Source organism: Phyllobacterium chamaecytisi (genome assembly GCF_020164455.1).
Classification (GTDB): Bacteria; Pseudomonadota; Alphaproteobacteria; order Rhizobiales; family Rhizobiaceae; genus Phyllobacterium; species Phyllobacterium chamaecytisi.
This window is the reverse complement of record NZ_JAIQWW010000003.1, coordinates 343,536-361,853: the sequence shown is the minus strand read 5'-3', so window position 1 is coordinate 361,853 and position 18,318 is coordinate 343,536. Positions and strand designations below refer to the sequence as shown.

The following is an 18,318-nucleotide window of genomic DNA, read 5'->3' as shown; positions in this document are numbered from 1 at the left end:
AATTGAGGTAGTGAAACGTTTCGAGCAATGAATTTCCCCCAGACAATCGGTTAAGTTTGCAATTTAAGCGCTGACGGATCGGGCTAGTTTCTGGTCACAGATGCCGTATCCCTTAACATTCTTAGAGCCCAAATTGCACGTATCACCTCTCTCTCGGTCCAGCCGGCCGCCATGGCGTCGTTCAGCAATTGAATAGTTTTATCGTCTCGCATATCCACCCAATTGATCATGTTGAACCGCGGCTCGATGGCCTTTTCACATTCGTCCCATCGATTGGGATCTCCAGACCGTAGTTTTGGCCCCGCTATACGTGCAGCCATGGGTCGCCCTCTTCACCAGTAATCCCATTTGCTCGTATCATGTCGGAAAGAGCACGCCTTACCTCCCCCTCGGTCCAACCGGCTTTGATAGCCTCTACGATTAACCCTTTAAGCGCGGCGCTCGATCGTTCATCACCTTCGACAATCATTGTGAAGCGCTCTTGCAAGGCCCGCTCGCACTCAAGCCAGCGATTAGGGTCGACGGAGGGTAGTACCGGTGACGGTATGGCCATTTGTCACACAGAACCCGTGAGTTCAGACTCGATCTTTTTCCGGCTACCGCCGTGCTTTGCAATCAGTTCAAGAGCGCGATTTTTGCTAAGATCAAACTTCGTCATCAGATATTGGACTTCATAATCCTCGCTTGCCGAGACTTTCGACCGGTCGCGATTGTCCATTTTCTGTTTGTTGTCGACCATTTGCGTTTACCTCCATTTGCAAACTACACCGCTAACAATATTGAAGCGGAAATCGTTCCACGCCTGGCATGGGCGTCTCAATAGAGTGCCGCGCTGAGCCCGAGCCGCTTTGATCCGCAACCAGAGCATGTAAAGGCGACACGCAAGCGCCGCCTTCAAATGTCCTAACGAAAAAGTTGAGTTTAGAGACGGAATATCGCCAGTGGATACCAGTATCCGTCATTTTGACGACGATATCCGCGGCGTTGTTCGCGATAGCCACGGTGGCCATTCCAGTAGCCGCGACGATCACGACGGTTCTCGAAGCGATCATTGCGGCGATCATGGCGCTCCCAGCGCTTCTTTCTATCATTCTGCTGTTCATATCGACGATAGTCTTTGTACTGCACCCGCACGATATTGGAGGCGGCAGGAACGACCTGCACTGCGACCGGAGCTGCCGAGGCTGTAGCAAGTGATGTTAGGCCCATGAAGATGGCCAAAAATCCTGCAGTTAATAGCGAAACAATATTTTTCATAGTATCTCCTGTTAAACTAGATGCGACAGGTGCGCCTTTACGTCTTAACGGGGAATGAACGGAAAACGCATTGGTCCGTGCTTTCGAGCTTCGGTATTGTTCACCAGGAGACGGATAGGTCTTTGGTCCATACGGAACTGGCCAAATCGGGAGCATTTTGGGGCCGCCGGTAGCCCCCACATCGGTTTTGGCCTTAAGAACACTTCTTTTCGTAAAAGGCTTTCCGGAGGGTTGGGCTTTGCGGTGATGTCATTTTGTTTGATCGCGCTCAGCCTCTTCAAGGCGTCGCAGAAATTCTCTGAATCTCTCATCTTCGGCTAAAGGCTTGTGATACGACCGCAATGCTTCACCGTACTCCGGCCGCTTTAGTTGCCAGTCAATAATTCGCGCACCTTTGGGCTTTTCTTCGTCACTCAAATTCATTGTCCCTTGATCTCTCAACCGTTGTGTGGCGCGTTGGTTCCAGTGCCGAAACTGCAACCATCGGGTTCATGAAATCGCGTTGCATTGACTTGCTCCGTCTTCTGGCGGACATTATCAAAGTCGCCAGGCATGTAACGGCCACTGGCGTTTGAGAGATGGAACGAGCTCCCGCCTAAACGTATGGAGGGGCTTCCATGCTGTATTCAAGCATCGATCATATTTCCTCGGAAAATGACTGGCACATCCTGGAAAAGGCCCATCAACGAGCCTGCCTGATTCTTGGCCGTGATCCGAAATACCATCCTCTCGCAGAACAGGTGGCACGTACGGTGATCATGTTTTTTGCGCGAGGCGAAAGAGACTACGGGAGACTGGCTAGTATGACCGCAAAACGGGAGATCAATTTGTTTGAGTTCGAGACAGAGACTATGGGAAGCAACGTCCGCGACATGTCCATGATAGTAGCAAGCCGTCCCAAGTACTTCCACTGACTCGCGGCTTGGTCCCACCCCCGCCGGGATCAGCAGGGCCGGACTGTGATAGGTAGTAAAACTATGTCTTTTGCTCTTTCTCGGCTTCATCAAGCCGGTCTAAAAGCTCGTGAAATCTATCGTCATTCTCGGGCACACTATGGCCGGTTTGCATATGCTCCGCAAAGTCCTTGCGGCGGCTACCACGCTTGAACACCTCGGCGGGTGCTCGGATCTGTCCCTTTTTGGTCATCCCAACCCGCCTGAAACGTGGCTCTTATCCCACAAACACATCGGCGAAGGGATCGTTCCAACTTTGTCCGCCCGTAGACGCACGACGGGTGGGAGTATCCCTCGAAAATAAAACAAACAAAAAGGCTTTTACCAGACCATTAAAGTTTTATGGAATACTTTTAGCTGCTATGGTCTAAACAGTTTCTCCTAATAATTACACTCTATTAGATTGCAAATGTTATGACGACTATTTCAGCCGATATGCTTTCCATCAATTGGAACTTGTACGCTTTGGGGATAATCGCCGTCATCGTAGCGATTTGGCTATTTTTTATAGCGCGACACCGGATGCGATGACGCCGCGTGCCACCATGAGGAAATCTGGAGCGTGCCAATGACTGAAGATGACAGACGGCTCATGACGGAGATTTCCGCACAGGCCGATATCGCTTATCAGTCCCGTCCGAAGAGAACGAATGCTATGGCGCTTGCCAAAGCACTCGGTACGGATTTTCCTCATCGAAAAATTGAGGAAATTCATCAGAAAATCAACAATGTATGGAGGCTAAGAGGGTTACTTTCTTACGACCATTAAAAAAACACGCAGTGCATAGTGATGACTTGGCGCCGCCCAGGGCGGTAACGGCCTACCATTTATCAGAGATGTATGAGACTGTGTAGCCAATCGGAGGCCGCTCGCGATGAATGACAAACTCGAACGGCGCAAATACAAAACACCATGGTGGTTTAAGGTCTGCATCTTCATCGGTGTGTGGCCATCGCGCTGATCATAGCGAGCATTCTAACCCGGTTGTGAAGGGCTGCGGGCCTGCGACTGCTCGGCAGCAACACTAGGGTGTGAAGAACGTTCCATCGTACCCCTCTGGACAGCGCAATAATGCATGCATAATTAGACTACGGTGGGTTCTGACGGGGGCGTCACATGGAGCGCCTGGATCACAAGCTGGACTGCAAAGCCTGTGGGACTAGCTATCTGGATATTCCCGACGACGTGCGCAATGTGACGCCGATCCATTGCAGTTCATGCGGTCAGTTCATTGGTTATTGGGGCGAGCTCAATCGCGATTTCGACGGACAGGGCGGCCAGGACGGTGTCTTCGAATTGAAGGATGGTCAGATACTCCGCAAGGCGTAATAAGAATTGGCTAACTCTCCACGAGGAACTGAATCCCCAAGGACACATTTGGCGCTGATGGACGAAAGGCACTTCAAGGAAGTCCGCGTTATGACCAGCCACCCCGGCAGGATGCGCGTCATCACGTCGGCTCTTCAGGCCGCAGAACAAATCTTGGCGGATTGGCCGATTGATGACGGCGAAGTCCTGTCTGCTGCGAAATACGCTCTGCTATCCTGCCTTGAAGGAAATCTTTCGCCGGGATCTGCAAGAGTCGCTTTTATCCAGGCTGCCAAAGAAGCTGGCAACTATGTGGATGAGCCGGTACGCGGACCTCCCTCGGGCAAATCCTTGCGGTGGCATAAGACCAAGCCAAGACAGCGTGCCTGACTTCCGAGTGACCTGAGGTTGGGTTTCGTCTGCTGGCAGACACATACTTGCAAACTGTAATTTTTATAATATTCGTATGCAGGTCAGTGCCTCTTTCATGGGATCACGAAGATGTCTCAGGAACTGGACCACAAGCTGGACTGCCCGAACTGCAAGACCATCTACCTTAGAATTCCCAAGGATGTATCGGGCCACACACCCATTAACTGTACTAGCTGCGGCGAGTACCTTGGATATTGGGGAGAGTTGGAAGCCGACTTCTTCAAGCAAGGCGGAATGAATGGCGCGTTCCGGCTCGACAAGGGCCAGTTTGTCCGGATCGACCAAGATGCAGTTCACGCTCATGAGTTGGCGAGCGGTGGCCAAGAACAGTTGCGGGTGGCATTGATCGAGTCCGAGAGACCGGAAGCGCCGGCAAGTTTAGGACTAGACCGGGCGATTGCGCCTCTTGGTGTAAAGCCTCAAACCCATCCATGACCGATGACGACAGGCTGAATCTGGAAATCAATGCGCAGGCCAAATTTGCGAGCGATGCGCTGCCGAAAAGGACCGACGTGTTAAAGCTCGTTCCTGCGCTCGCCCGAGAATTCCCACATCGAAGCTCGGAACAGATAATGTTGAAAATGAAACATGTCTGGAAACATAGCGGGCTGTACTGGAACGCCGACTGAGAAAATGCGCTCTGGCGGCCTCAGAACTTCACCTTGAAGCAAGTTGCTAGGCTGACATCTCGCCATAGAGCGCGTGCTGAGGTTTTCGACCTAGAGGAATTGAAGGCTGGGAATTGACGCTTTTATTTTCTGAGGAACATTCCCGCTCGTCGTGGTGTTGTTAGCTAAGTTGAGGGGGCTTGGCACTCTTCAGCAAGAGGCTCGGTGTCGGACGGTTACCACGATATCGGGCCTCACTTTTTGTTAATCATACAGGCGCAGGCTGAAGCAGCTGATGGTCCCCATTTCCATCAGCAACTCGACCTGCTTTTAGTATTGTGTATTCGGCAGGTCGGGAACTTCCAAGATATCGGTTAACCGGAAATGCAACGATGCTAAGGATCAAGCACGGAGTTCAGACAACGTTCGGCGACATCCTGTGGGATGAACCGCTTCAACCGATCTACGAAACCCGCGAAGAATGCATAGCGGCTATTGATCGTTTCATTGCAGATTTCGATCATCACGAACAGGAACTGGAAAGCGACCGGTGGTGCGCCTGGAACGACAAGACACAGAATGAGTATCACTACTGGTGGATAACGGTTGCCGAAAGACCTGTTTCCGACGACGAGCAAATTCTATAGCTGGGTGCTAGGGGAAGTGTGATTGACCCCTCGCGGCACGCGGGTGAAACTGCACCGCTGCCTGAATTAAATACCCCAACGGTCAGGCAGCCAGTTTGTCCCTAACGCTTGGACTTGCCAGGAGCTCGGCGGTCCTTTTCATTCTCTTTCGCATCCGACTTGAATGTTGCATCGCCGTCCTTCTTGCCAGATAGGACACGCGGATTTGCGCTGGAAACCCCATCATTGTCGCCCCCATGCTGCGTCTTTGCAAATTGGCCTTTGGCATCGCTTTCCGGTGACTTTTTACGTTCAGTCATGGTGATCTCCTTTGACCAAGGAACATCTCCTGCGCCGAAGGGTTCCCTATCGTCATTGATGAAGGGAAAGTCCCTGTGACAGTCGCGGCTTACGATCTTCTTTGGGTCACACTCCCAATTCTCGTCCTGGCGCTGGTCGCCTCGATGCCTAGAAACGAGCCGCCTGCTTTTAGTCTGAGAATGGTATTGGGTTTGAGCGGATCTAGCGCATTCCCGTATCGGTCAATAATCTCGTTACCGCACTTGCCGACCAGCGCAGGCCTTCTGGTGGGTGAAATGGAGAAATTTCCAACAGGTTTGCGATCTCCCGAGGCGTTAGTTTTGGATTGTTTGATATCAAGCTACCTATTGTTCAATTGTTAAAGATAAGTACTCTGAAAAGATGGACCTCAAACAGCACTTCGACGCATTCATGGCGGTAGTCAAAGCTTCGTTCAAACTCGGAGCGATCGAACGAAAAACCGAAATCGACCGGAGGCAGGGTGTCCCTTACAACAATGGGCTGAGAGACGCTCGCCGCTCAAGAGAAACTGGCGTCAAGCTGGACAATCCGTACCGCGAAAAGTCACGTCACTGGAAACAATGGAACGAAGGCTTCGAGCGGGCTAACAGAGATAAAACCTGAGGATCAATCTCAATCGCCGCGCAGGTGTGCTGGCTCTTCGCAAACCAGCTTCGAAGTATCTGCCGCGCCCTTGGCATTTGGCACGTGAACAGATTGCGGATCAGCACTGATGGCTTCGGTAATTGCCGTTTCAGGCTCGCCTTTGGTCCAACGCATACCCGCTCGCGGGAAGCCGTGAAGCTCTTCCTATGCGCTCGGCGAGTATTCCCTGTTCAAAGGTCCGCCAGTCAGCCGCAAATCACCTGTTGCGCGTATATACTGATATGCAACACTGCACAAAGGACTATTTTCTTTTCTGCTGGATTATTTCCCTACTTTTTGGACTTGCGCGAGTTTTTCACCCGGTTCGAGGAAACTTCCGCGAACCTTCATACGCCCGAACAGCTCAATCAAAGCCAACAATCCGGCCAATCACTTCGACTAGAATGTCCGCAAGTGGCCCGAAGCTGCGGTTTGGCGATCGTGGCGCGACTGACCACTTTGCGCCCGCATTTCAGCCGTTGAACTAATCATGGCGGCCGCCCGAAAACGGACACCTTACAACTGGGCCACGTGGCACCACTGCGCCCAAAAGCGGAACAAAGGGCTTTGCCTGGAGAAGTGGCCGTTTTGGGGGGCGAAGCAGTGAGCTCACCTCTCGTTCAATCTGGCAGGCCTGCTTTGCGATATCCGTCGACGAAATGGTCACACGTGGCCTGATCTCGAAAAGGCTGCGAAGCGACCCAATGGCTGATTGTGAAATGTGGATTGCTCGCCATGAACAGCTCGCCTTCCTGATGGGCCTCGTCCGTTCGTCCCAGTTGTGCAAGGCTCGCTGCAAGCACGCGCCGCGAAATTGTTTGGTAGGTAGCCTCATTGCGTAGCGTGACGACTGCCGCCTTATACTGGCAAGCGGCGTACTGCGCGAACCCCAGATCCCAATAGTACCATTTGGGGGGATGTGGGTTCAGGCGGAGCGCCTTTTGGACCTGTTCAACCGCAGTGGCCGGCTTACCGCTCAACACCGAAAAGTCCGACATGTCTGCCCAGGCGTCGGCGTAATTCGGGTCAATCTCGAGCGCGGTCGCGAACTCGGCATCCGACTCGGGCCAGCGCCGTTCATATGCCAGCAAGTGGCCAAGGACGAAGCGGCAGCCGGCATCGTTGGGGTCGAGCTTCACGGCCTTTTCAGCCATGGCAACGGCCACAAGCCGGCTGGGTAATTCTGGCTCGCCCCACTGCGCCCAAGCCTGCCAGAGATGAAATGCCAGGAGCCGATGCGCCTCCGCATAATCCGGGTCGAGAGTGATCGCCCGCTGCAGCAGAACACGCGATTCGCGCGCCGCCGCCGGCGAAATCCCGATCAGCCCACGTCCGCGCACGCAAAGATCATAGGCTTCCATGCTGTTTGGCCGGCTACGGGGCGGCTGTGTCGCCAGGCGGCCGATCAGAGCCTCGACGATTCTGGCCGTCACCTCGTCCTGCACAGCGAAAATATCTTCAAGATCGCGGTCAAAGCGGTCCGCCCAAAGATGATTTCCGCTGATGGCATCGATCAACTGAACGTTGATGCGCACACGACCGGCAGCGCGGCGGGCGCTGCCTTCCAGCAAATAGCGGACGCCGAGATCACGGGCGATCAGCCGGATATCGATCGACTTTCCCTTGTAGGCGAAGGTCGAATGGCGGGCGATCACGAACAGGCTGGCGTTCCGCGAAAGATCGGTGATGAGATCTTCAGTCAACCCGTCTGTGAACACATCCTGTTCGGCATCGCCGCCCATGTTGGTGAAAGGCAGTACGGCGATCGATGGTTCTGACGGCAGAGCCAGCGGCTCGGGTTCGCCTTTCCGGTCTCCAATTGCCGAATGCCGCACCCGGTAGACGCGCACTGGCTCAGCTATGTTCTTCAACGACTTCTGGCCTAGATCGTCAAAATCGGTCTCCACCTTCCGCTTGACCTGATCGTAAACGCTGCCCGATATGCAGATGTCTCCAGGTTCGCCCAATGCCTCCAGCCGAGCGGCAACGTTGACGCCGTCGCCATAGAGATCGCTACCATCTACGATGATATCACCGAGATTGATGCCGATGCGCAGGATTACCCGCCGCGAGTCCGGCAAGCTATCGTTGGCCTCGGCCGTGCCATACTGGAGATCGACTGCGCACTGGACGGCATCGACCGCACTGGCGAACTCGACTAAAACGCCGTCACCCATGACCTTGACCAAGCGACCTCGATATCGCGTGATCAGTGGAGCCAGAATATCGCGCCGTCGGGCCTTCAGGACCTTCAGGGTTCCTTGCTCGTCCGCTTCCATGAGACGGCTGTAGCCGACCACGTCCGCGGCCAGAATGGCGGCAAGACGGCGCTGGACGCGTTCTTCGACCATTGAGGTAGGTGCCTCAGAAAATTCACTCGCACATATATTATTGGGACCATCCGGAGATGTCCATCGCAGTGCCCCGGTTCCCAGTCTTGTTCTGGACTAGTGGAGATTGGCGCACCGGACCAGATTCGAACCGCACGTGATAGGTCGAGACGCGTTAAGCATGTCCGCTTTCCCTGCGTCGCTATCCAGAACCAGACGGTCTGAAGTCGGCCCCATCTCAGTCATACAAGGGCACTAGCTCGGTGATTGCCCTGGGCCGCAATACTGGGAGGTGCATAATGCGAACCTGACTTAACTAACAGTGCCAGAGATCAAGCTCGGATCAATGGATGGCGGCTCATGAGAAAGCTGACTACCCTCGCCTTGAGAGGAACCGAACCGCAGACCACTCAATGCAGTTTTCTGAAGCGCGGTTCCCAACGAGACATTATGCGATTCGCAAAGTTGAAATGGTGGGTTCAAGGATGAAGTGCGACTTGCAATAGATAACAATGGCTTATCACATGCAAGGACTTGCCCATGGAACGCACCTACTCCCAGATTGATATGGATGAATGCCGCAAGATCGCGCGGTGGCGAACGGCTGGTATCAGTGTTGATGTCATTGCCGAGAAGCTCGGTCGTCATCGCTCGACGATTTTCCGCGAGCTGCGACGCAATGCTTTCACAGATTCGCAAATGCCGGAACTCAATGGCTATTATTGTGTGACGGCCAACGACATGGCGCGTGACCGGCGTGCCAAGCTGCGTAAGCTGGCACGGTTCTCGCATATGCGGCCGGAGGTCGAATAAAGCATATTGGCGCCGGGAACCTGAACCAGCTCAACTCCGCGCGGCGATCGCGCCCGCTGCGCCGCCCATCATGCCGGCGCTGACGCGGTTTGCGGCACGTATCGCCCGTTCGCTCTTCAGGAATCTGCGTGCCTGCGCGGCGGCAAACACCCAAGCGAGATCGATCGCGATGAGCACTAGCGCCATTGTGAGCGTCAGTTTCAGCCAGCCAGCAACAGTTACCGCAGCGAGGTCAACGATCGTCGGTAACAGCGCCATGTAGAACATCACGATCTTCGGATTGCCGAGCGTGACGGCCATGCCGGCCATGAAAAGCCTTATCGGCGAATCCTCACGCGGCAGCCCGCCGTCGCGCAGCTTTACCGGCGCGAACCACATCTTCCAGGCAAGGAAGAGCAGATAGGCAACGCCTAGCCACTTCACGACGACGAAAGCGAGGTGAAAGGTCTGCCCGACCATCGCTAGACCGAACACGGCAAGCGACAGCCAAACGCCTTCGCCGATCCACATGGCGAGCAGGAACGGAAACACGTCGCGGAACCCCTTCGTGATCACGCGCGCGACAAGTGCGGCGATCGAGGGGCCCGGCGACCCAGCCGCGACCAGAAGCGCGCCAGCGAAAATGAGGAGGGAGATGAAGTCCATAACAGTTCGCCTTTCTAGCTCGGGTGCAATGCTAAGGCAGGAATGACCTTAGCTTGTCTCTTTGACGATCCGATATACTGAAATCATAGCCGCTTCGTCGTCTGTTGTGAAGCTGGCGGCCCCTAGAGGTCTGGACGCCTTCGAACCAATTTTGAGGACAGGAGGCTATGGTGAGCCGACGTTGGCAACTGCTATGACAAAGCCGTCGCCAAGAGCTTCTTAATGCGTGCCCTCGTGGCGGGGCCTACACCTTTCGAGCTTGTCCATCAGCACCTTTTCCCCCCTGTGCTGCACCGAGGAAGCGAGAAAAACCCGCCGAGCAAGCGGGCAACGCTGGCATGTGCCTCGTCCATTTTTCCCAATCGCGCGTAGGCTGCTGCAAGATTGACTTCCCACGGTTCTTTAATCTTCTGCATCATGACCACGGACTCCGCTGGCCGGACAGCGAAATAATAGACCATGGCTAAATATCCAAAATACCAATCCATGGGGGTGGGATCGCGCCGGATCGATTCTTCCAGCCATTCAATTGCGCTGTCGACGTTTCCGGCGTTGACCAAATAGTAGGCCAAGTCAGCGCCGGCGAAGGCATCATAGGGTACAAGCTTGGCCGCCGCTTCAACTTCGATCACCGAGCGCACAAAATCGCCATCATGCTGTAGTCCCTCCGCAGGAGCAGCCAAACGGCGATGCGCGACGGATCGATGCGCGGGTGCGCGGCGAGCACGTCAACTGCGCAATAGGGTATCGTAGAATTGTGCAAGAAAGTTCAGCCGGGACTGATCTATTGTGAGGTTATCTATTCCACGTCCTCTTTTCTTCCGAATTCCAGGATCGTCCGGCTCCAGTCCGGTGATCCGTAGCCGTCCGGCCAGTGATGCGGCTCTTTGTCGTTGAAATAGATGATGCCGGTAAGAAGCGGGAATGGATTTCTACCAGTAGAGAACTCGGAGATCTGAGACATCCATTGCTGCCGGTAGTTGGCATGACCGGCAACCCCCAGTTCGGCGACAATGACCGGTTTCCCGAACCGCTCGATTCGACGGTATTTTTCCATGAAAGTCTCGGCGAAGTCGCGTGTCGTTGCATACCGATCGCGGTCCCATTTCTCAAGTCCCCAGACCGCCACGCCGACCATGTCGACATAGGCATTTCCCGGATAATAGTCGTGGAGCGCCGCTTCTCCCTTCGGAGACCACACAAAGTGAGCCCGAGGGGCAATTTTTCTGCACGCATCGATGAAGTACCGATAGGCTTTGATATAGCCCGATGCATCACGGCGGGCCCACGGGTAGCGTCCCGTCGGCTCTTCCATTTCGTGACCCCAGCGGATCCAATAATTTCCTGGGAAACTGGATATCGCACAACATACTGCCGCTATCTCACCATCGAATTTCCCACGGGTTATGTCGGCAAACAAGCGATCGCCACCATCCAGCCAATTCGCCGCCTTCGTATACGGCTCAACCGTAACCATCAACGTTCGTTTCCGCCTCACCGCAAGTCGCATCTTTGCTGCAAGCATCAGCCTGTCGATGGCCTGCCAATAGACGAATACGTGCTCGATACGAGGGCCCTTGGAATGCTGATACCGGTCGTGCGGGTCATAGACTCCGAACTCCAGAGGCTTGTAACCCGCCGACGCCTTGACGAAAGGAAGTTTCGGTGCGATCGACGGTTTTCCCGTCGCGCGAATATGAGATTCATATCCCATTGCGAACTCTGCCGGCGGCCCCAGCCAACACGCGAGCAATAAAACAACAACGCTCGTGCGCATCATCGAACATATCTGGCCCTGATTTGAGAATGCCCCCACTTGAGAAAGCAGCCCCAAGTCCTTCCGACACCGCTCGGACTACGGATGTAACCCGCCGCGCCACGGTAACCACTACTTGCAATCTGGTTGTCGAGAACTTCTCGGTTTTCTTAATCCCCAGCGTGTTCCTTTGGCCGTGAGCCACATTGGGATACTGGGTCGAAAACGATGCCGTCGTGACTGTTTTGTAAGAAACCGCCGTGCAACCAGACGCAACAGCAATCGATACACCAAAGATACATGCGTTCTTTAGCATTTTAATACCGAACATTCTCTTTTTTATGGTGTTCTGCGAGCAATTCTTAACTGCGCTCTCATTGCCAACTGGTGAGCCCATCTACTTGTACCGCCGGAAGTTTATTCGAGCACCAAGATATTGCCCAGTATGGCGAACGATGGTTTTGTCGAAGACCGGTGCCGTAAAGCCGTTGGCAGATCAAAGCGCTGACGGTTGCGGCAGACCAGATCGGAACGAGCCTGAGGCCTGTCATGTCTGGATGACGCCCATTTGGCAAGATGATTTGAGCAATGTTTGAGCTTGGCGGAACGGGTGCAGTTATGTCTCCGGCCATCGAGCGCGGTATGTTCACAAAATTGTATCGAGGGAATAGCTCAGGGCTGACGCTCAAGCGAAGAAACTGACCGGCTCCGATACGAAATCATCTGCATGAATAAGCGGTGCGGCGATTAGGGCGTTCGGCTTTCCAACGCAGCTCAAGAGAGCCCAAGCGTTCGCAGCAGGCTGTCGAATGTGATCATTTGCTTCTTCTCCGTTTGATAATCGTGGCGCGAATGATCTGCGGATGCTCGCTTATGTATGTTGCTCGGGCTATAGCCGAACTGCTGTGTGAAAGCGCGACTAAAGTTTGCTGCTGAATCGAACCCGATTGCTATACCAACTTCGGCGATCTTTCGGGTGTCTGAAGGATCCGCCAACATTGCATGAGCTGCGGACAGGCGCCGGCGGCGAATATAGTTCGCAACACCACCCGACATTTCGAAAAGTTCATAGAGCCGTGTCCTCGAGATTGCCAGTTCCCGGCCGAGAGCATCGGGTGTCAGGTTGGGCGAGGCAAGATTGGCCAGGATGAACCGTCGCGCCCGCGCCATCAATCCTATCTGCGAAATCTGATCGTTGCCGCCACCACGGTCCACCAAAGGTGTGATCGTGTCGAAAACCATCTCCCGCAAGCGGTCCTTGACACCCAGAAGATCGTCATGCGTGAAGCGATCGAGATTGGCTTCAACGCTCGACAGATGATCGATCAGCAAATTCGCTCTGTGTCCACCCAAAACGACGTTGTTGCTTGCCGTCGTCAAACCACCTCGATCAGTAAACACGTCGAGCGGAACGATCAAACTGACGGAATCGGTTGCTAACGCTCGCCCGCTAAACGGATGACCGAGCGAGCGAATTTCAATCATGCCTGGCTCATTTTGCGCAACGCGTCCATTCATGCCGGTCCAGGTACGCCCGGCACGGAGAAAAGTAATCTGCCAATGGTCAATCGGACTGAACCGCACCATGTTTGGCGAGCGTTCAAAACTGAAAGCCGGAACGGTTTGTTGCAGGAACAGCATACCGCCCAAATCCCACACAGCTTGCCGGGCGACAAATCCATCCTCGGGATCAACATTGTCCGGCAGGCGCGTATCCGACAACACCGCCATGTGCTCGTGCCAGGCGCGAAACTGCTTGCAAGGCGCAAGGGACTTCGTCTCAAAAAGCAACGGAATCAAGGCTGTCTTCTTGGCCTCTTCCTCACCAAGGGGATCTTGCGACACGCGTGGCCAGCGACGACGTTCTTGGGAAACGGGCTGTGAATGGAAGTCATCATCATTATCGGACATCATTGCCCCCAGCCAAGACGTGAAATGCCGAAACCTTGCGCGCTATGGCCAGGATGTCAGCATCCCAAAGCCCTCCACCAAATCTGCGAGGAATGGAACTCCGACAGAACAACCCCACCGCGCGCACCACGCTCACGGTCAACAAATTCAAAAAAATTACGATGCACAGAGTCAGGAAATCCAGTTGTAGCATGTTCAACCGCTCTTTACTTTTGCATTGCTCTTTATTTTAAGGCGCCGAGTCGAAGGCTGGCACCGAAGGTTTTCGCCAGAGTAGAACGGTGCATTGTGTCACCCCGAATCAACTCCGTGCTCTGCCGTTCCCCCTCGATCCTGAACCACCATGAACGGACATGCCAGTTCAATTACCATTCAGCCATACGCCAATGACTGTGGTTGCATTGGTTCTTGGCTTGGGCATCTGACTGCTTTTTACAAGGCCATCGGTGTGTGAACGGTTTAATTTGACGGCGAACCGCAATCTCGATCTCCGCCCGCAGGCCTGCGACCGTCTGTTCATCGGGACGGTGATGATGCGGACGACAAGTGCCGTTCAGTGAATCTGAACATGGTCTAGTAATTCAAGTGGAAGCAAACTTCTTTTCCAACGCGTCGGTACGCAAACTATAGCCACCCGATCCACGACGAGCGCCTGTCGATACCTGCAAAAATGAACGTATTGAATAGTTTTCGGATTCCTCGATATCGCAATGCTGCAACCCGAACGATATCAAAAGCCATCAAATTCGCTTCAGTAAGAAAACCGGTAAAGCGCTGTCAGTTTCAGTAGATTTTACATTTCTTCTTTCTCATGAAGCATTGGCGCAACTATTATTCCTGTTGTTGGGAGAGTTCTGTGGGCATTGTCTTCAATTCGTCAAACTTTCGCTCTGATCACGCCTCCAAGCGGCGGGTTCTTGTTGCAGGCGGCGCGGGGTTTCTGGGATCTCATCTTTGTGAACTTCTTTTGCGTGAAGGTCGGACCGTCGTCTGTGTGGACAATTTTTCCACGGGACGAATGGAAAATTTGCGCCATCTCTTGCGCTTTGACACGTTCAGCTATGTACGACACGACATCGTTGATCCGATCGATCTGCCGGTAGACGAGATCTATAATCTCGCCTGCCCGGCGTCGCCGCCGCACTATCAGGCCGACCCGATCCATACGATGAAAACCAACGTGATCGGTTCACTCAATCTTCTCGAGCTGGCCGCGCATTATCAGGCGCGCATTTTCCAGGCTTCCACATCGGAGGTCTACGGCGATCCCCACGTTCATCCTCAGCCCGAGAACTATTGGGGCAACGTCAATTCTTTCGGTCCGCGCTCCTGCTATGACGAAGGCAAGCGTTCCGCCGAGACGCTTTTCTATGACTTCCATAAGCAGCATGGCGTCGACATTCGTATCGTGCGCATTTTCAATACGTATGGACCGCGCATGCGTCCAGACGACGGCCGGGTGGTATCCAACTTCATCGTGCAGGCGCTCAAGGGCGAAGATATCACCGTTTATGGCGACGGATCGCAGACCCGCTCCTTTTGCTATGTGGATGACCTGATCGAAGGCTTTCACCGGCTCATGTACAGCCCTCGGGCCATTCACACGCCGGTCAACATCGGCAATCCCGGTGAATTCACCGTGCGTGAACTGGCCGAGCAAATTGTCGCCTTGACGGGTTCGTCCTCCAAAATCGTCTATCACCCTCTGCCGACAGACGATCCGCGCCAACGCCGGCCCGATATTACACTCGCAGAACGGGAGCTCGGTTGGGCGCCAAGCATTGCGCTGACGGATGGCCTGAAGTCGACGATAGCCTATTTCGAACGCCAGCTGGTGAGGCCCAATGGGGAACTCGCAGAGGTGGCATGATGAGTGGGCAGAACGTACTCGTTGTTGGCGGCGCAGGCTTTATTGGGAGTCATACCGCCAAGCTCCTGTCCAGGCAGGGTTACAAGCCTGTCGTCTATGACAATCTGTCGACCGGGCATCTCGCATCCGTGCGTTGGGGAACTTTCGTCGAAGGCGACATTCTCGACACGCAGCGGCTCATTGAGGTCATCCAGGATCATAATCCGATCGCGGTGATCCATTTCGCCGCCTCGGCCTATGTCGGTGAATCAGTCGAGCACCCGGCGAAGTATTACCGCAACAATGTTAGCGGGACGCAGTCGCTGCTCGAAGCTTGCCGTCTCGCCGGCGCGCGCAATGTCATCTTTTCATCAAGCTGCGCAACCTATGGCGTTCCGGATCACCTGCCGATCCGCGAAGGCGAGACGCAGCGCCCCATAAACCCATACGGTCGCACCAAGCTGATCGCGGAGCAGATGCTTGCCGATTACGCGGCTGCTTATGATCTGCGCTATGTAGCGCTGCGTTATTTCAATGCATCCGGAGCGGATATCGACGGAGAAATCGGCGAAGCCCACGATCCCGAAACGCATCTCATTCCGCGGGCTATGATGGCTGCCGCAGGCACCATCGACTTTCTGGAAATCTTTGGCAACGATTATAACACGCCGGACGGCACCTGCATCCGTGATTACATCCATGTCGCTGATCTGGCACGCGCGCATGTGCTGGCAGTCGAACATCTCGTCAATGGCGGCAACGATCTGGCCGTCAATCTGGGCCCGGGACACGGCACGTCTATCAAGGAGATTCTCGATGCGATCAGGCGCCTGACAGGCCGTAACGTGCCAGTCGAAATGCGCGCTCGCCGTGCCGGCGATCCCCCGGTACTTTATGCCGATCCGGCGCTTGCAGCAGAAAAACTTGGCTTTCAGGCGCTTTATTCCGATCTCGATACCATCATTCGCACGGCTGCTCCCTTCTTTGGGCTGGAGGTGCGGACATGACGACACCCCGGGCAATAAGGGAAGCGGCGCTAGGCGAACCTTTGATGGTTGCGGTTTTTACCGGCTGGCGGCGCGCAGAATATCTGCTCGGTGCAGCGTTGTGGGCCGCGGCGCTTGTCTACTTTTGGCGCTGGTGGCTTGAACCTGCCAACCATGTGAACCTTGCGGGCTCCATTCTGGTAACGGCCATCCTGGCCTGGGTGACTTTGCTGCCAGCATATTTCATCGTCCTGTTTTTCCGCGCGCGCCGTCCGAGTGGCCCGTTGAAACTTCCGGCAGGAAGCCGCATCGCCATGGTGGTAACAAAGGCGCCCTCGGAACCTTTCGAGGTGGTGGCCGAGACGTTGCGCGCCATGCTGTCCCAGGATATACCGCATCACACATGGCTTGCCGATGAAGACCCTTCTCCGGCAACTCTCGCCTGGTGTGAGAAGCATGGTGTCTTCGTCTCCACGCGCAAGGGACGCGCGGACTATCACCGCAAGACGTGGCCGCGCCGCACGCGCTGCAAGGAAGGCAATCTTGCCTTCTTCTACGACCATTACGGTTATGGCGTTTATGATTTTGTGGTGCAGCTCGATGCCGATCATGTGCCGGATTCGGACTATCTGTTTCAGATGCTGCGTCCCTTCGCCGATCCTGCTGTCGGTTATGTCTCCGCGCCCAGCATCTGCGATCGCAATGCCCATGAAAGCTGGTCCGCGCGCGGACGGCTTTATGCAGAAGCCAGTATGCATGGATCGCTGCAGGCCGGTTACAACAACGGTCTGGCTCCCCTTTGTATCGGGTCGCACTATGCGGTTCGCACGACAGCATTGAAGGAAATTGGCGGTCTTGGACCGGAATTGGCGGAAGATCATTCCACCACTTTGATGATGAATGCCCATGGCTGGCGCGGCGTGCATGCACTCGACGCCATCGCCCATGGCGACGGACCCCGCACCTTTGCCGATCTCATCACGCAGGAGTTTCAATGGTCGCGCAGTCTGATGATGATCCTGCTGCAGTATTCGCCAAGGCTTGTTGGTAATTTGCCGCCGCGACTGAAATTCCAGTTTCTGTTCTCACAATTCTGGTATCCCCTGTTTTCTCTTTTCATGGCGCTGATGTTCGTCTTGCCGATCATTGCGCTGGTGATCGGGGATAGCTTCGTTGCCGTTACCTATCCCGCTTTCCTGAACCATTTTCTGCCCCAGGCGATCATGTTGATCGTGCTGGCCTATCGCTGGCGCGCTTCCGGCACATTCCGCTCGCATGATGCGAAGATACTCAGTGTCGAAATGACCCTGTTTTTGTTCGCGCGCTGGCCTTGGGCGCTGGCTGGAACGCTGGCTGCGTTGCGCGATTGGTCAACGGGTTCATTCGTTGATTTCCGCGTCACACCGAAGGGGGCGTCCGAAGTGGATCCTCTGCCGTTCCGCGTACTCGCACCCTACGGTTTCCTGGCGGTTCTCTCGATCCTGCCGGTGCTACTTATCCCGGACGCCAGTGAAAACAGCCGTGGCTTTTATGTCTTCGCCATCGTCAACGCCGTGATCTATGCGCTGCTCCTGTTCGTTATCGTTCTGCAACATGCACGCGAGAATACGGTTCGCTACCGCGCGTGGTTTTATCGCCCGGCGCTTGCCGCCAGCCTGCTTGCTCTGGTGGCTCTGCCGAGCTTTGCAACCGCCGAAAGGGGACGCGACGGTATCGAGGCGCTTGCATGGGGAACTCAGAGTTTTTCCCTGTTCGATGACCGCTTTGCAGTTGCCGGCGCAGGCGTCGGCGGCCGCGATGTCCACAAAACCATCTTCAATCCGCGTTGGCGCACCAACGTTCCCAACCATTCAAACCAGCAATAAAAGGCAATCAAA

The 18,318-nt window shown here is 54.7% G+C and carries 22 protein-coding genes and 1 pseudogene; 12 read left to right on the top strand and 11 right to left on the bottom strand.

The annotated features are described in order from the left end of the window. Positions 1-556 precede the first annotated feature (556 nt). The 3 genes from LB462_RS07350 to LB462_RS07340 all read right to left on the bottom strand — a co-directional run bounded on the left by LB462_RS07350 (position 557) and on the right by LB462_RS07340 (position 1,674). On the bottom strand, positions 557-739 hold the full coding sequence (locus LB462_RS07350) for a DUF3606 domain-containing protein (RefSeq protein ID WP_224506642.1): 183 nt from the start codon (positions 737-739) through the stop codon (positions 557-559). A gap of 182 nt (positions 740-921) precedes the next feature. Further along, positions 922-1,257 carry a hypothetical protein gene (locus tag LB462_RS07345; RefSeq protein ID WP_224506641.1) on the bottom strand — a complete coding sequence of 112 codons (336 nt, stop codon included), beginning with the start codon at positions 1,255-1,257 and terminating at the stop codon, positions 922-924. Positions 1,258-1,506: 249 nt separating this feature from the next. Continuing rightward, positions 1,507-1,674: a hypothetical protein gene (locus tag LB462_RS07340; protein WP_181872499.1), complete on the bottom strand. Its 168-nt coding sequence runs from the start codon at positions 1,672-1,674 to the stop codon at positions 1,507-1,509. A gap of 200 nt (positions 1,675-1,874) precedes the next feature. Between LB462_RS07340 and LB462_RS07335 the strand changes: the two genes are divergently transcribed. After that, positions 1,875-2,171 (top strand): hypothetical protein, encoded by a 297-nt coding sequence (locus LB462_RS07335; protein ID WP_224506640.1) that lies wholly within the window; start codon positions 1,875-1,877, stop codon positions 2,169-2,171. 61 nt (positions 2,172-2,232) lie between these two features. Here the strand turns inward: LB462_RS07335 and LB462_RS07330 are convergent, their stop codons facing one another. Continuing rightward, positions 2,233-2,403 carry a hypothetical protein gene (locus LB462_RS07330; protein WP_224506639.1) on the bottom strand — a complete coding sequence of 57 codons (171 nt, stop codon included), beginning with the start codon at positions 2,401-2,403 and terminating at the stop codon, positions 2,233-2,235. 375 nt (positions 2,404-2,778) lie between these two features. Between LB462_RS07330 and LB462_RS07325 the strand changes: the two genes are divergently transcribed. From LB462_RS07325 to LB462_RS07300, 6 genes are all read left to right on the top strand, one after another. Further along, on the top strand, positions 2,779-2,979 hold the full coding sequence (locus LB462_RS07325) for a hypothetical protein (RefSeq protein ID WP_224506638.1): 201 nt from the start codon (positions 2,779-2,781) through the stop codon (positions 2,977-2,979). A 348-nt stretch (positions 2,980-3,327) separates the two neighbouring features. Next, positions 3,328-3,540 carry a hypothetical protein gene (locus LB462_RS07320; RefSeq protein WP_224506637.1) on the top strand — a complete coding sequence of 71 codons (213 nt, stop codon included), beginning with the start codon at positions 3,328-3,330 and terminating at the stop codon, positions 3,538-3,540. A 90-nt stretch (positions 3,541-3,630) separates the two neighbouring features. Next, the gene (locus tag LB462_RS07315) at positions 3,631-3,909 is read left to right on the top strand and encodes a DUF982 domain-containing protein (protein WP_255626506.1); all 279 of its coding nucleotides are present in this window, start codon (positions 3,631-3,633) and stop codon (positions 3,907-3,909) included. 111 nt (positions 3,910-4,020) lie between these two features. Beyond that, positions 4,021-4,386: a hypothetical protein gene (locus tag LB462_RS07310; RefSeq protein ID WP_224506635.1), complete on the top strand. Its 366-nt coding sequence runs from the start codon at positions 4,021-4,023 to the stop codon at positions 4,384-4,386. Next, the gene (locus tag LB462_RS07305; RefSeq protein WP_224506634.1) at positions 4,383-4,580 is read left to right on the top strand and encodes a hypothetical protein; all 198 of its coding nucleotides are present in this window, start codon (positions 4,383-4,385) and stop codon (positions 4,578-4,580) included. The genes LB462_RS07310 and LB462_RS07305 overlap by 4 nt, the downstream gene beginning before the upstream one ends. Before the next feature lie 371 nt (positions 4,581-4,951). Beyond that, positions 4,952-5,206 (top strand): hypothetical protein, encoded by a 255-nt coding sequence (locus LB462_RS07300; RefSeq protein WP_224506633.1) that lies wholly within the window; start codon positions 4,952-4,954, stop codon positions 5,204-5,206. Between the two features lie 101 nt (positions 5,207-5,307). On the opposite strand, the gene LB462_RS07295 is transcribed toward LB462_RS07300, so the two are convergent. Continuing rightward, on the bottom strand, positions 5,308-5,505 hold the full coding sequence (locus LB462_RS07295; RefSeq protein ID WP_112527976.1) for a hypothetical protein: 198 nt from the start codon (positions 5,503-5,505) through the stop codon (positions 5,308-5,310). Between the two features lie 412 nt (positions 5,506-5,917). On the opposite strand from LB462_RS07295, the gene LB462_RS07290 reads away from it, so the two are divergent. Further along, positions 5,918-6,130, top strand: coding sequence for a hypothetical protein (locus tag LB462_RS07290; protein ID WP_224506632.1), 213 nt, complete (start codon positions 5,918-5,920; stop codon positions 6,128-6,130). A 9-nt stretch (positions 6,131-6,139) separates the two neighbouring features. Here LB462_RS07290 and LB462_RS07285 read toward each other — a convergent pair whose 3' ends face one another. Next, complete coding sequence (locus tag LB462_RS07285; RefSeq protein ID WP_224506631.1) at positions 6,140-6,286, bottom strand: hypothetical protein; 147 nt, start codon at positions 6,284-6,286, stop codon at positions 6,140-6,142. Between the two features lie 485 nt (positions 6,287-6,771). Then, on the bottom strand, positions 6,772-8,502 hold the full coding sequence (locus tag LB462_RS07280) for an adenylate/guanylate cyclase domain-containing protein (protein ID WP_224506630.1): 1,731 nt from the start codon (positions 8,500-8,502) through the stop codon (positions 6,772-6,774). 519 nt (positions 8,503-9,021) lie between these two features. On the opposite strand from LB462_RS07280, the pseudogene LB462_RS07275 reads away from it, so the two are divergent. After that, positions 9,022-9,288 (top strand): annotated as a pseudogene (locus LB462_RS07275) (helix-turn-helix domain-containing protein); the annotation flags it as partial. Between the two features lie 36 nt (positions 9,289-9,324). Here LB462_RS07275 and LB462_RS07270 read toward each other — a convergent pair. The 4 genes from LB462_RS07270 to LB462_RS07255 form a co-directional block, all read right to left on the bottom strand. Then, entirely contained in the window at positions 9,325-9,939 is a 615-nt protein-coding gene (locus LB462_RS07270) for a LysE family translocator (protein ID WP_224506629.1), read from the bottom strand. Positions 9,940-10,205: 266 nt separating this feature from the next. Next, the gene (locus LB462_RS07265) at positions 10,206-10,622 is read right to left on the bottom strand and encodes a tetratricopeptide repeat protein (RefSeq protein ID WP_224506628.1); all 417 of its coding nucleotides are present in this window, start codon (positions 10,620-10,622) and stop codon (positions 10,206-10,208) included. A 116-nt stretch (positions 10,623-10,738) separates the two neighbouring features. Further along, positions 10,739-11,653, bottom strand: coding sequence for a glycoside hydrolase family 26 protein (locus LB462_RS07260; RefSeq protein WP_224506627.1), 915 nt, complete (start codon positions 11,651-11,653; stop codon positions 10,739-10,741). An 816-nt stretch (positions 11,654-12,469) separates the two neighbouring features. After that, positions 12,470-13,609 (bottom strand): helix-turn-helix domain-containing protein, encoded by a 1,140-nt coding sequence (locus LB462_RS07255; RefSeq protein ID WP_224506626.1) that lies wholly within the window; start codon positions 13,607-13,609, stop codon positions 12,470-12,472. Between the two features lie 853 nt (positions 13,610-14,462). Between LB462_RS07255 and LB462_RS07250 the strand changes: the two genes are divergently transcribed. The 3 genes from LB462_RS07250 to LB462_RS07240 are packed head-to-tail and all read left to right on the top strand — an operon-like array spanning position 14,463 to position 18,306. Continuing rightward, on the top strand, positions 14,463-15,476 hold the full coding sequence (locus LB462_RS07250; protein ID WP_370637083.1) for a UDP-glucuronic acid decarboxylase family protein: 1,014 nt from the start codon (positions 14,463-14,465) through the stop codon (positions 15,474-15,476). Beyond that, the gene (gene galE, locus LB462_RS07245) at positions 15,476-16,462 is read left to right on the top strand and encodes a UDP-glucose 4-epimerase GalE (protein ID WP_224506658.1); all 987 of its coding nucleotides are present in this window, start codon (positions 15,476-15,478) and stop codon (positions 16,460-16,462) included. Before LB462_RS07250 ends, galE begins: the two co-directional genes overlap by 1 nt. Then, positions 16,459-18,306 carry a glycosyltransferase family 2 protein gene (locus LB462_RS07240; RefSeq protein WP_224506624.1) on the top strand — a complete coding sequence of 616 codons (1,848 nt, stop codon included), beginning with the start codon at positions 16,459-16,461 and terminating at the stop codon, positions 18,304-18,306. Before galE ends, LB462_RS07240 begins: the two co-directional genes overlap by 4 nt. Positions 18,307-18,318: the final 12 nt, after the last annotated feature.

Bases quoted from the DNA above. Each gene is read 5' to 3' on its own strand.
- LB462_RS07315 (WP_255626506.1), top strand. From the start codon at position 3,631: ATGACCAGCCACCCCGGCAGGATGCGCGTCATCACGTCGGCTCTTCAG.
- LB462_RS07345 (WP_224506641.1), bottom strand. From the start codon at position 1,257: ATGAAAAATATTGTTTCGCTATTAACTGCAGGATTTTTGGCCATCTTC.
- LB462_RS07300 (WP_224506633.1), top strand. From the start codon at position 4,952: ATGCTAAGGATCAAGCACGGAGTTCAGACAACGTTCGGCGACATCCTG.
- LB462_RS07320 (WP_224506637.1), top strand. From the start codon at position 3,328: ATGGAGCGCCTGGATCACAAGCTGGACTGCAAAGCCTGTGGGACTAGC.
- LB462_RS07335 (WP_224506640.1), top strand. From the start codon at position 1,875: ATGCTGTATTCAAGCATCGATCATATTTCCTCGGAAAATGACTGGCAC.
- LB462_RS07260 (WP_224506627.1), bottom strand. From the start codon at position 11,653: ATGGGATATGAATCTCATATTCGCGCGACGGGAAAACCGTCGATCGCA.
- LB462_RS07255 (WP_224506626.1), bottom strand. From the start codon at position 13,609: ATGATGTCCGATAATGATGATGACTTCCATTCACAGCCCGTTTCCCAA.
- LB462_RS07310 (WP_224506635.1), top strand. From the start codon at position 4,021: ATGTCTCAGGAACTGGACCACAAGCTGGACTGCCCGAACTGCAAGACC.
- LB462_RS07325 (WP_224506638.1), top strand. From the start codon at position 2,779: ATGACTGAAGATGACAGACGGCTCATGACGGAGATTTCCGCACAGGCC.
- LB462_RS07285 (WP_224506631.1), bottom strand. From the start codon at position 6,286: ATGCGTTGGACCAAAGGCGAGCCTGAAACGGCAATTACCGAAGCCATC.
- LB462_RS07305 (WP_224506634.1), top strand. From the start codon at position 4,383: ATGACCGATGACGACAGGCTGAATCTGGAAATCAATGCGCAGGCCAAA.
- LB462_RS07270 (WP_224506629.1), bottom strand. From the start codon at position 9,939: ATGGACTTCATCTCCCTCCTCATTTTCGCTGGCGCGCTTCTGGTCGCG.
- LB462_RS07330 (WP_224506639.1), bottom strand. From the start codon at position 2,403: ATGACCAAAAAGGGACAGATCCGAGCACCCGCCGAGGTGTTCAAGCGT.
- LB462_RS07280 (WP_224506630.1), bottom strand. From the start codon at position 8,502: ATGGTCGAAGAACGCGTCCAGCGCCGTCTTGCCGCCATTCTGGCCGCG.
- LB462_RS07350 (WP_224506642.1), bottom strand. From the start codon at position 739: ATGGTCGACAACAAACAGAAAATGGACAATCGCGACCGGTCGAAAGTC.
- LB462_RS07295 (WP_112527976.1), bottom strand. From the start codon at position 5,505: ATGACTGAACGTAAAAAGTCACCGGAAAGCGATGCCAAAGGCCAATTT.
- galE (WP_224506658.1), top strand. From the start codon at position 15,476: ATGAGTGGGCAGAACGTACTCGTTGTTGGCGGCGCAGGCTTTATTGGG.
- LB462_RS07240 (WP_224506624.1), top strand. From the start codon at position 16,459: ATGACGACACCCCGGGCAATAAGGGAAGCGGCGCTAGGCGAACCTTTG.
- LB462_RS07290 (WP_224506632.1), top strand. From the start codon at position 5,918: ATGGCGGTAGTCAAAGCTTCGTTCAAACTCGGAGCGATCGAACGAAAA.